Here is an 11991-nt window from a genome sequence, read left to right as displayed (position 1 = left end):
GACGCTACTAAACAAATGGAAACAGCGAACAGCTTCGCTTCTTGCATTTGGTTAGTAGAGTGACGGCAATCTGCGGGAGGGGGTTAGTTTTTTGTAAACACTAAATGAATGTTTCGATCGTTACCATTCATTTTGTTCATTTGACGACAGCATAAGCATAACTGTCCACCTAGTAAAAAAGTGAGATTCCTAGGAACCTCACTTTTAGGCAAAAATTAACGACGTAGTCCTAGACGTTGGATTAATTCACGGTAACGTTGTACATCATTCTTACGTAGGTAAGCTAACAAGTTACGACGATGACCAACTTTTTTCATTAAACCACGGTATGAATGGTGGTCTTTCTTATGGACACGTGCATGCTCATTCAATTGATTGATTTCTTCTGTTAGTACAGCAATTTGTACTTCTGGAGAACCAGTATCTCCTTCATGGCGAGCAAAATCTGTGATGATTTCGTTTTTGTGTTCTTGTGTTAAAGCCATGTATTTCACCTCTTTCTCTTATTTTCCCTACAACTGAGTAAAGCGTTGGTGAAGCGCCCAACCAAGTAATAGGCGATATACGCATAGCGTACCTTAATACTTTACTTGATTTCATTGAAAAATGCAAGATTTGCCAAGAATATTCCCCTTATTTCAGTAAGGTATAGGATTCTTTAAAAAATCGCAAGTTTTAAGCAAGCCGTTTGCCTACGTCTACTTTTGTGATAAACTATCTTGATGTATGAATTCCTTTGAGAGGAGACCTTTTTAATGATCACAATGGATGATATTATTCGGGAAGGACACCCCACCTTACGCGAAGTTGCAAAAGAAGTTCCGATTCCGTTAGCGGAAGAAGACGTGAAGCTGGGAGAAGAAATGATGGAATTTCTTAAAAATAGCCAAGACCCAGTAAAAGCTGAAGAAATGCATTTACGTGGAGGCGTCGGTTTAGCCGCTCCCCAATTAGATATCTCAAAACGAATTATTGCCGTTCATGTGCCTAGTCTTGACCCTGAGAAACCAGATTCCGGTATCAGCACCGTGATGTATAATCCGAAAATTTTGAGCCACTCTGTACAACAAGCCTGCCTTGGAGAAGGCGAAGGCTGTCTATCTGTGGACAGAGAAGTTCCTGGCTACGTTGTACGTGCTGCTCGAATCACTGTTTCTTACTACGATGCAGAAGGCACCAAGCAAAAAGTTCGCTTGAAAAATTACAACGCAATTGTCGTGCAACATGAAATTGACCATATTAATGGCATAATGTTCTACGACCACATTGATGAAAGCACACCGTTCACTTTGGATGACGGCGTGTTAGTGATTGAATAAGAATTTCTAACTAAAAAAGGATTTCTCAAGGTTTTAAACACTTTGAGAGATCCTTTTTTGTAACTCCTTTATTATCTTGGTACTTGCAGCTGCACATTGTAGCGATAGCGATCGCCACGATAATAAATTTCGGCATACTCGATCAAGCGGTCTCGCTGATCGCGGGTTACTCGCTGAACGTACAGCAGCGGTTTATTTTCCTCTACCTTTAGATCTTTTGCTAACTGCTTATCTGCAACAATCGATTCAATTGTTTCTTTAGCATTCGTCACCACAAACCCTTTTTCACGCAACAGCTTGTACAGCGAAGCATCTGGATCGTCCAGTTCCTCTGCCGCAAGTGTGATAAAGGATGGACAGTACACACGCTGAAAGCCTATTGGTGTATCGCCAATCCAACGCAGCCTTTCGTGACAGCTGACGGTTGCCCCCTTTGGCAGCTCCAATTGAGAGCAGACCATAGGATCAGCTGCAACTGTCTCCTTAAAAGAATGCAAGGTGGAATGTACGCCACGATCCCCATTTTCTTCAGAGAAGCTAAGCAGCGTCTGTAATTGCAGCGATTCTTTTCTGCTTAAAACAATCGTCCCTACTCCATGAATACGTTGGACATAGCCTTCATCTACTAAAAGTTTCACTGCATTTCTAACTGTAATCCGGCTTACATTAAAACGCTTTTGCAAGTCAGGTTCAGCTGGAAATGGATCACCTACCGGATAGTTGCCATGGATGATCTCCTGCTTTAATTCCTCATAAATTGCTAAATATTTAACACTGTTTCCTTTCATGAAACCTCACCACATCTGCTAATGAATTTGATAATTCTACAATATTAAAATCATTGGCCTTTTGAACAGTTTCAAATAAGGAAAGGAATTCTGGATCAGATAAATCAATAAATGCCCCCACCATTGAACCAACAATAGTTGCGATTGTATCTGTATCGTATCCAATATTTACAGCATCAATGACTGCCTGTAAAGCATTCCCTTTATTTAAGGACACGATTCCAAAAGCACTAGGTACGGCTTCTGAAATATGCAGTCCGCTACCAACGATTTGTGAAAGTCGACGTAGTTTTTCTTCCTTCGTACCTACACCGTCTACAATATTATACGCTAGTTGTATGCGCTCTACAACACTAGGTCCGGCCACTTCTCGAGAAACTTCCTTCGCTAGTGCTTCTCCACGAACCGCACCATAATAACCAGCAGCTAATACAGCTTCAACAGTCGCATGCTCAGCTAACGAAGCACTTGTTGCAGCTGCAACAGCACAGGCTCCTGAAATTGCCAAGGAATTATCATGAGTCACCTGAGTAATGGTGATGGCTGTATCAATTGCACCAGCTAAATCATCTGGATTTAAAATGCCCGCTGGAGCAATTTTCATCGCTGCACCATTCGTTGCTTTGGACGCATAGTCTACAGTAGCTGCTCCTGGTAAAGGCTTCATCTTTAATGAAGGATCTTTGTACATTGCCACTGCACTTCTAGTAGTCGGTCCAGCGAATCGATCAAAGTACCATGAAACATCTGACCATTTTAAGATGGCTTTAATCACCGTTTCTTTGTCCAGCGTTCCGCCGTTTTCTAAAACTGCTTGGCACAGAAAATAGATTTGAGAAAAGTCGTCGGTAACCTGTCCCGCTTCATTTCCTAAAGCAAAAGCCGTTTCACCAGGTTTTTGCAAATCAGTTACAGGTCCTCCGAAGTGTTGACGAATCTGATCAAAGGATAAGTTCTCTGTTGCCGCCCCCATAGCATCACCAATTGCTGCTAAACCTAAAATTCCTTGAATCTTTGTCTGTACTGTCATAATTATTTTCCTCCCTTATTATCAATAGCTGACATTTCTGCTTCTGGATCCTTAACGCCTAAAACGAATGTTAGAAGTAGTCCACCCAGAAATGAAATGGTTAAACCTACGATATATGCCCATAGTGTTGGTCCCGCAAAGGCCGGAATAGTGGTTAGCCCTCCAAACACAAAGGCATTACCAATTACATTAAAAGCACCCATAAATGCTCCACCTAAAGCAGCCCCTACACAACCAGCAATCAACGGCGTTTTAAATTTCACACCTAAGCCATAAATAGCTGGTTCAACAATTCCTGACAGAAATACTGAGGTAATTGCTGTTAAAGAAAAGTTTCTCAGCTTTTGGTTACGTGACCGCAGGAAAATAGCAAAAGCGGCACCTGCCATGCCAAAGTTCGCATTAGCTCCATAGGCGATAAATGGCGAAGAGCCTGTTCGAGCGATTTCTGGGATGATTACCATTGTATTCGGGGCCCAATGAACGCCAAACATAATGAGAATGTTCCAAATCCCTCCAATTACTGCTCCAGTAACAATCTGATTAATACTTGCTAACCAGCCCACAACATTGGCAATCCCAATACTCAAATAGTTACCAACCGGCCCAAAAATGCCCGCAGCAACTGGTACTAAAACCAACAATAAAACGGTTGGAATGATGATCATGTGTAAACTATTAGGCAATTTCGCCTTCATAAAATGCTCCATTTTGGACTGAAGCCAAATCGTTAAAATAGCTGGAATAACTTGACTCGTATAGTTAAATACTGGAATAGAAATACCTAAAAATGACACCATGTTTCCTCCATCGCCTTGGATCAACTCTATAAAACCGGGCATAATTAAAGCGCCCATAACAGCCATTGCAATGAAGGGACTTGTTTTAAATCGATTGGCAGAGGTTACTGCAACCAGCAAAGGTAAAAAATAAAATACAGAAGTAGCAGCTAAGGTGAGAACTAAATTAGTCGTACTTTCCGTCGATAACCAACCTAATTCATTTGCCAAAATAGTAAAGCCGCGAAGTAATCCTGAGCCAGCAAGCAACGGCAGCAAAGGTGAAAATATACTAACTACCAAGGCAACAAAATCATTTAATAAATGACGTTCGTTTTTAGTCTCTTCAACAGAATAATCCTCTGCCTCTTTTTCAGTTCCCATCTCCTTCAAAAACGAATCATACACATCCCCTACCGTAGTTCCGATGACAATTTGAATTCCTGACTCTTTATCTACAACACCTGTGACACCTTCTAATGTTTCAATCTGCTTTACATCGACCAAGGCCCGATTCCTAAGTTGTGGGCGTAACCTTGTAGCACAATGAGTAACCGAAACAATATTGTCAGCACCTCCCATAAAATCAAGCAATTGTTTAGACAAAGCCTCTGTCTTCCCCATCTTCATTGACTCCCTTCCATTTATAAAACAGAAACACGACGCACCACTCGATAAGACGTTATAACGTCTTATCCTCAATACGAGTATACCTCAGTTATTTTAGAATGTAAACGCAAACATAGAAATTTTTCACAAAAAAAAATGCTCTCATTGAGAAAGCATTTTTCCTAAAATCTCTATTTGATTAATTTGTTGTGCTGCTACGACCCTTATTCTTTATACAAAATTCCTTTATCTGCCAAAGCTTCAGTAATCCGTTCAAAGTCTTCTTGGGTGTCATAAGCAATGGTATGCAGATGAATACCATCCGTTAATTCTGATAAGAAGCTAGCATTGGATGTCTGATAGTTTTCCAGAAAGTCATTCACATCTTCTTGAGTCGTAATATGCAATCCACCAACCAATTCTCCATATAATGGATGTTCGACAATTACATCGACAACCTCTCCACCTGCTTCTACAATCGTGCGCAATTCTTCTTCCGCTTGACTTTTATCATGCTGAACTGCAATTTTACTGAAGAGTTGGCTAGACCTGCGCTCTAATAAATAGCCACGGGAGGTTGCGATAATATTTTCACCAGCAGCTCTTAACAAGGCGACATCGCCTACTATAATTTGGCGGCTTACCTCATATTTTTTGGCGAAGCTGCTGGCACTTAGTGGGTTTTCTGTTTCTCCCAGTTCTTTTAGAATTGCTTTTCTACGTTTGATTCCATCTTTCATCTCATTCACCTAACTCTTTAGATTGAAAATTTCTAGATTGCTTCATAATATCTTGAAAAGTTGCTACCATTGTTTCTTCAAACAGAGGATTTTCTACTCGTTTGGCAACTTTTTCTAGGACTGCATCTTCTCTACCTTGGTCTAGAATATCTTTTTGTGTTTCCTTTTTATACGCCGTGACTTCGGTAACTGCCTGTAGTCGTTTTTCCAGCAATGCTACCAACTGTTCATCAATGGCATCAATTTTTCTACGAGCGGCTTCTAGCTTATTGCCGTTAGCACCTTCATCAATGGTGCGGATTATACGCGCTGGATTCCCACCAAGCACCACATTATTCGGAAATGATTTGGTTACTACTGAACCAGCTGCGACTACAACGTTGTTCCCAAGGGCAACTCCCGGTGCAATGACAACTGAACCACCTAGCCAGACATTATCACCAATTGTAATTGGTTTTCCAAATTCCATCCCACTATTTCGTTTGCCAGCCTCAATTGGATGAGTTGCTGCATACAGCTGACAATTAGGGCCAAACATACAATTATCTCCGATCGTAATTGGACAAATATCTAAAAAGATATTGTTGAAATTACAATAGAAGTTCTCACCGACTAAAATATTGTATCCATAGTCAAAAGAAACGGATGGCTCCACATGAACTTGTTCCCCAGTTTTACCGAATGTATTTTTAACTAACAGCGCTCTTTTCGCTGAGTCAGTTTCCGCATTAATTGCTCGTAACTTTACTCGGGCATCTTTACGATCAGCTGATAACTCAGGATCCCCAGCAAAATATAAGTCTCCCGCAATCATTTTCTCTTTTTCTGTACGTTCCATCAAAATCCTCCTATAGCTGTTCGAAAACAGTGCTGCCATCGACTTCTACAAACTCATGCAACGTCGGAATGTGGATCGGGGTCCGATTAATTGCCAGCACTGCTGTTTTTTCGTTCTTTTCATAAATTAAATCACAAAACGGATGGACTTGAAAGCTTGTTCCAACGATTACTAACAAATCTGAAACATTTACCGCTTGAATAGCTTGACGAATGGTGTCATCGGTAAAACCCTCACCATACAAAACAATACCTGGTCGAATCTGCCCACCGCAATTTTCGTGCCGATCACTCTTCAAATACTCTTGCCAAGGTACCGTTTGCTCACACTTTCGGCAATGGCAGTTATACAGTGAACCATGGAAATTCACCAAGTGTTGGCTGCCTGCTGCTTGATGCAGACCATCAATATTTTGCGAAACAATCCAGACCGGTTTACGCCTCTCCAAGGCTGCCATTTTTTGATGAATTACATTTGGTTCAGCAGTCGGATGGTACAACGTTTTAACAAAGGTATAGAATTTCTCCGGTTCTTGGTTTAAGCAATCAATACTCAATAAATACTCCGGTGCTTCTATGCCATGATAAATACCTTTCAAGGATCGATAATCTGGCACTCCCGATGGCGTTGAAACACCTGCTCCAGTTAAAAAAGTAATGCTTTTCGCTTCTTGTATTTTCTGTACTGCTGCTTGAATTGTTATCTCCACCTTTATCACCTCATATCCATTATACTGCAATGCAAAACAAAAATACCTCCCTTAATGAGGAGGCATAGATACATTCACCAATAAAGAGGCCCTTCGAATTTTCTTACAGAAGAATTTGCAGCAGGTTCTATTAGACACCTAAACTCTCCTGTACGAGGGTGCAAATACTAGTCAACTCGCTCTTATGTAGGCAATCCTACTTTAGCAGCTTCTGATGCTTTAGCATATACGATATTTCTGTTTCCTTATTCTAATTGTCGTTCCAGTTCTTTTACTTGTTCAATAGATAAGTCGGTTCCCTGAGCTACTTGTTCTGGGGATAGACCCATTTTCAAAAAATTAATGGCCGTTTCAACTTTATTTTCGGACTTGCCTTCTTGTTTACCTTCTTTTCTACCTTCCTCCAAGCCTTCTCTTCTAGCAGTAGAAAGTTCAGCATTCCGGATTGCTCGACCTTTGTCGACTCGCATAATCATTTGCTTCTCCTCCTCGTTTAATGAGTAATAATTAACCTTATTCTGGGCGTCCTTCAAATACTGAGGGGCTTGCTCTGCCACTTGGCCGGTTTTGAAAAATTGTTGCCAGTGGTAAGCAGGGCTGTCTTGTTCAATGTTTTTATTTTTCAGACTAAGAAAACAGATGCGATGGATTTTTTGACCTTGGCTGCCTAAAAAAGGTTTACGGGTTTTGTCATTGTGGTAGCTAATATTTTGCAAAGCATCTTCATCTTTAGGAAACATGTGGAAATCAATGATATTTATCCCATACGCAGCGTGTAGAGTAGAAAATTGGTTGTCATCTTCGTAGGCTTCAGCATCTTCGTCACCATAGGGAGAAGCATAGGCAGCGGACAAATAAAAGACCGCCCGTTCCCTGAAGAAATCATGGCTGCGGACCTGCATCTCGATGGTTACCTGAGTGCCATCATTGCTAGCAGCCAGCACATCCACTTCCGTATATTTCAGCTTGTTCTCATCTTCCAAAGATTGTTTGTAGCTGTCAATGTGATACGTGTCTCTGGGCGTCAGGGTCTCAAATTCTTCACCAAGGACATCTCTGACAAAGGCTTTTAGAATGTGATTGGTGTCTTTTGAAGTAAATAATTTTCGAAAAAGTAGATCGTTAGTTGGTAAATAATTAGGCATTTTTTTACGTCCTCTCTGGCTAGAGAAGGATTCACCTTAAGTATAGCACGGGTTTCCTTGCTCTAACAAAAAATGGTTATTCATTCTATAAAGTACGCAAAAAAGAGCCCTTTTGATTGAATTTCAAACAAATAGTACTGTTTTTAGATATTCGCATCAATCCAACATAGGATTCGTTCATTGGTTTCGTTAGAACCTATTTCACGAGATTCATTTAAAAACTTCCGCACAAAAACACCTCCCAATTCGAGAGGTGCTCCACTATTGATTTGCTGCTTTCAAGTCTTGATTTTCCAAAAAGGCGATAACCACGCTGAAAGAATCAAAAAGTCCATCAGCCTGTTCTTGTGAGAAGGGGAATCGTTCTTCCCGTTTGGCTAAGGTGTACATCCCTGCTCGAGTTGCGGATTCAATGCCATAATTCGAATCCTCAATTACCAAACACTCCTCTGGCGCAAGACGCATTTTTTGTGCAACTGTTTGATAAATCTCTGGATGTGGCTTAGATGCTTTAAACATGTCGCCACTCAAGATCAGTTCAAAATAGTCTTTAATCTTGCATTGTGTCAGCGCAGCTTCAATCTTCTCAGGTGCGCCTGAAGATGCCAAGGCTAAACGATAGCCTTGAGCCTTCAACCACTCTAAGGTTTCGATGACCCCTTCATTCAGAATCTCAGTAAAGTCAATTGGACGATCAGCATAGTAAGCGGCAAATCGTTTATAGTACTCTTTGAATGAGATTTCTTCCTTATAATAGTTAGAAATAATCTGAAAGGTCATTTTCTTGTTTCCACCAACCATCTCCATCAGTGTCTCTTCAGGAATAGCTACACCCAAATGCTGCAAATATTCTTTTTGTCTAGCAAACTGCAAGGGTTCAGTATCAACAATGACCCCATCCATATCAAAAATTATGGCCTTAAAAGTCATTTAGTTTTTTCCTCTTGCAGCTTTTGATACGCATCAACGATCTTATCAACAACTTCATCATCAGAAGCTCGGTCAACATATTTCGCAACAGTAGCTCTTACGCCATCTTTAGCAATATCCTTTTGAATGGTTCCTGCACTTTCATCCGCTGGTTCATTATAAGCAAAAGCACAAGCTAATGCTTTAGCGATACCGTCATAATTAATACCATACTTTTGACACAGACGAATGACGCCCATGAATCGATCTTGTGGACCTACTTTTCTGATTGGATCATAGGCTACGCGATAAATCGCATCGGGCATTTCATTTTTAGCCTTTGGTAAGTATTCCAGTTCACGAATTTCTTCACGGGTAACGGGATATTCAAATAGAACTGCATGGACCGTTGCATCGTGTACCGCTTTGATTAAGGCAGCTACCGCTGGATCTGCTTGAGCGGTAACAATATCGTCATATCCTTTCAGATAACCATAGTAGGCTGTAGCAGCATGCGGACCGTTAATCGTAAAGACCTTAATATCCTTCAGCATCTCTACATTTTCCCGTACATCAAGCCACTTAACATCGCTGAAATCTGAATAAACGGGTCCTTGAATAATCAACGCTGCCACTGCTGTTGTTACTAGATCAGTAGAATACGTAGTTTCAGCATCCGTCGAGCGGCGAACGATCGAATCACGGACAACCACATTTTTGTCAAACCAGTTTTTAGCTTCTTCAGATCCTAAGTTATCTCTGAAATATGCTGTAATTTGATCAATAATATGATTTTTATTGGTTAAGCAAATCAAGGTTTTTTGGCCTTCAGGATCTACTTCGTACTGCTTGTCAAAACACTTAGCCAAATATTTAGCCGACTCTTCAAAATCTTCTGGATACAATGGAAGCATCAGTAAATCAGCCGCAAGAAAACTGTCCATTACTGAGTAGTCCGCATCGGTTACAAAAGCTTTGTACCCATCAATCTTATTCATAAATACATCATCGGTTGTATGAACCCGTACGTCAAAATGACCCTCTTTATTTAATTCATCAATCACTTGAGGATCATTATCTAAAAAGGTGATGTTCCAGCCTGCATTAAAAAATGTTTCCCCTACAAATCCTTTACCCAATCTTCCAGCACCAACAATAAGTACATTCTTCATCCTGCATTCTCCCATCCTACTGTCTATTTTGCAAAAACATCCATAATTTCCTTGGCGGTTGTTGCCCTACGAATACGCTGTACATTTTCTTCATCAATCAGCGAGCTAGTAATCACACTTAAAATCTCTAAATGACTATTATTTTTACCAGCAATTCCGATAAAGACATAGGCAATTTCACCATCTGGAAAAGCCACGCCTTCAGGCACTTGTACCACAGAAACCCCAGATTCCTTAATGGCCCCTCGCGATTCTTCTAAACCATGGGGAATAGCCACATGATTGCCTACATAAACTGGTAAGCGCTGATTCCGCTCAATCATTTGATCGATATAATCCTTTGTCACATAGCCCTTATCGACTAAAATCTGACCAGATACTACAATTGCTTCTTCAACATTGGCGAAGCTCTGATTAAGCAAGATATTCTCTTCATTCAAAATCTTTCCATCAATAATTGCAGCAGCTTCTGGAGCCTCACTTATTTTCTCCACCTGAGCATGCTGGTTTCGCTCTTTGACAAAAGCAATAGCCTCATCATAGTCACTTTCTTTTAAGAAATTATTGATTGGAATGTACGCTATTTGATCATTCGCTCCACTGATTTTGGCTCGTTCAATCAATGAATCCAACGTGATGACTAAGTCCGCATCCGAATCAATCTTGTTGGCTGAAGAATTCAAAACAGTAATACCTGCAAGGTTTTCCTTTTTCAGTAAATTCTTTAAGACAGAAGCCCCCATCGCACTGGAGCCCATGCCAGAATCACATGCAACAACAATCTTTTGTACTGCTGCATCCATTTCCTTCAACAAAGATGTTTGTTTAGCTGACCGCTTAGCAAAATCCGCCACACTTTTCACCTTGCGATTGCCAACTGAATACTCTTTTGCCTCTTCACCAGAACCGAAAGTCTTTAATAGGAACATTCCAATCAGAGTCGACACAATGAATCCAGCCAGAATCGAGACAAAGTTGGCAAATATTGCGTCCTTTGGTGTCATTAACGCTATATTTATCAAGCTCCCCGGAGAAGCAACACCAATCAATCCACCCCCTAGCAATACCTGGAGGTACAAGGAGACTGACAGACCGCCCATTGTAGCGAAAACCATGATTGGATTTCCTAATACAAATGGGAAGTATACTTCGCCAATACCGGCAATTCCTGCAATAAACATCGCCATCGGCGCAGTGTTTTTGGATTTTCCCTTGCCGAACAAAGCAATTGAAAACAACGTTCCTAATAGAGGACCATTATTCGTATCCACTAAGAACATAATGGATTTGCCTAACTCAGCTGCTTGCGCATAGCCAATAGGAGCCAAAATTCCATGATTTACTACATTGTTCAAAAATAATACCTGAGCTGGTGCCATGAAAATAGACAAGGCAGGAATCATCCGATTATCGGTCGCCCACTGAACTCCAGCTGTTAAAATAGCCACAAGACCGCGGATCGTTGGCCCTACTGTTAAAAAGGCAATGATCGTAAAAATTGCCCCAATAATTCCTAAACTAAAATTATTCACAAACATTTCAAAACCAGGTTTGATCTTACCATCAATAGCCTGATCAAACTTTTTCAAAACCCATGCTGCTAACGGCCCCATAATCATGGCACCACTAATCATTGTAATATCCGAACCGACAACCACGCCCATACTGGCAAACAAACCAATGACTCCACCCCGTTGACCATGGATATTGTAGCCAGCAGTATAGCCAATCAACAACGGAAAAACATAATTAAGGATTGGTCCTACAAGTTCATTTAATTGTTCATTTGGCAGCCAGCCATTCGGGATAAACAAGGCTGCCATGATTCCCCACCCAACAAAAGCCCCTAAGTTAGGCATTACCATCCCACTCATGAATCCGCCAAAACGTCGAATTTTTGCTAAAACACCTGAGCTGCTTGAGCCTTCACCGATATTCATCTCCATCACTTTA

The 11991-nt window shown here is 40.9% G+C and carries 12 protein-coding genes; 1 reads left to right on the top strand and 11 read right to left on the bottom strand.

The genetic code is table 11. From position 1 onward, the window contains the following. Positions 1 to 215: 215 nt before the first annotated feature. Positions 216 to 485 carry a 30S ribosomal protein S15 gene (rpsO, locus tag IGI46_RS05510; RefSeq protein WP_429973103.1) on the bottom strand — a complete coding sequence of 90 codons (270 nt, stop codon included), beginning with the start codon at positions 483 to 485 and terminating at the stop codon, positions 216 to 218. 270 nt (positions 486 to 755) lie between these two features. On the opposite strand from rpsO, the gene def reads away from it, so the two are divergent. Continuing rightward, a complete protein-coding gene (gene def / locus IGI46_RS05505; RefSeq protein WP_429973102.1) occupies positions 756 to 1319 on the top strand; it encodes a peptide deformylase in 564 nt (187 codons plus the stop codon). A 71-nt stretch (positions 1320 to 1390) separates the two neighbouring features. Here the strand turns inward: def and IGI46_RS05500 are convergent, their stop codons facing one another. The 10 genes from IGI46_RS05500 to IGI46_RS05455 all read right to left on the bottom strand — a co-directional run bounded on the left by IGI46_RS05500 (position 1391) and on the right by IGI46_RS05455 (position 11984). Continuing rightward, positions 1391 to 2107: a GntR family transcriptional regulator gene (locus IGI46_RS05500; RefSeq protein WP_207702421.1), complete on the bottom strand. Its 717-nt coding sequence runs from the start codon at positions 2105 to 2107 to the stop codon at positions 1391 to 1393. Further along, positions 2088 to 3137 (bottom strand): ADP-ribosylglycohydrolase family protein, encoded by a 1050-nt coding sequence (locus IGI46_RS05495; protein WP_429973101.1) that lies wholly within the window; start codon positions 3135 to 3137, stop codon positions 2088 to 2090. The genes IGI46_RS05500 and IGI46_RS05495 overlap by 20 nt, the downstream gene beginning before the upstream one ends. A gap of 2 nt (positions 3138 to 3139) precedes the next feature. Next, positions 3140 to 4540, bottom strand: coding sequence for a PTS transporter subunit EIIC (locus tag IGI46_RS05490; RefSeq protein WP_429973100.1), 1401 nt, complete (start codon positions 4538 to 4540; stop codon positions 3140 to 3142). A gap of 209 nt (positions 4541 to 4749) precedes the next feature. Beyond that, positions 4750 to 5265, bottom strand: a complete 516-nt coding sequence (locus IGI46_RS05485; RefSeq protein WP_429973099.1) for a transcription repressor NadR — start codon at positions 5263 to 5265, stop codon at positions 4750 to 4752. A gap of 1 nt (position 5266) precedes the next feature. Then, a complete protein-coding gene (locus IGI46_RS05480; protein WP_429973098.1) occupies positions 5267 to 6103 on the bottom strand; it encodes a chorismate mutase in 837 nt (278 codons plus the stop codon). Positions 6104 to 6113: 10 nt separating this feature from the next. After that, complete coding sequence (locus IGI46_RS05475) at positions 6114 to 6812, bottom strand: NAD-dependent protein deacylase (RefSeq protein WP_429973097.1); 699 nt, start codon at positions 6810 to 6812, stop codon at positions 6114 to 6116. 245 nt (positions 6813 to 7057) lie between these two features. Then, positions 7058 to 7957 (bottom strand): Rpn family recombination-promoting nuclease/putative transposase, encoded by a 900-nt coding sequence (locus IGI46_RS05470; protein ID WP_429973096.1) that lies wholly within the window; start codon positions 7955 to 7957, stop codon positions 7058 to 7060. A 261-nt stretch (positions 7958 to 8218) separates the two neighbouring features. Further along, entirely contained in the window at positions 8219 to 8887 is a 669-nt protein-coding gene (locus tag IGI46_RS05465; protein ID WP_429973095.1) for an HAD family hydrolase, read from the bottom strand. Then, a complete protein-coding gene (locus IGI46_RS05460; protein ID WP_429973094.1) occupies positions 8884 to 10038 on the bottom strand; it encodes a mannitol dehydrogenase in 1155 nt (384 codons plus the stop codon). The genes IGI46_RS05465 and IGI46_RS05460 overlap by 4 nt, the downstream gene beginning before the upstream one ends. A 23-nt stretch (positions 10039 to 10061) precedes the next feature. After that, positions 10062 to 11984, bottom strand: a complete 1923-nt coding sequence (locus IGI46_RS05455) for a PTS mannitol transporter subunit IICBA (RefSeq protein WP_429973093.1) — start codon at positions 11982 to 11984, stop codon at positions 10062 to 10064. Positions 11985 to 11991 lie beyond the last annotated feature (7 nt).

Source organism: Enterococcus sp. AZ163 (assembly GCF_050498925.1).
Taxonomy (GTDB): Bacteria; Bacillota; Bacilli; order Lactobacillales; family Enterococcaceae; genus Enterococcus_A; species Enterococcus_A ferrettii.
Note: the sequence above shows the minus strand (reverse complement) of the source record. Positions and strands in the feature narration are given on the sequence as shown.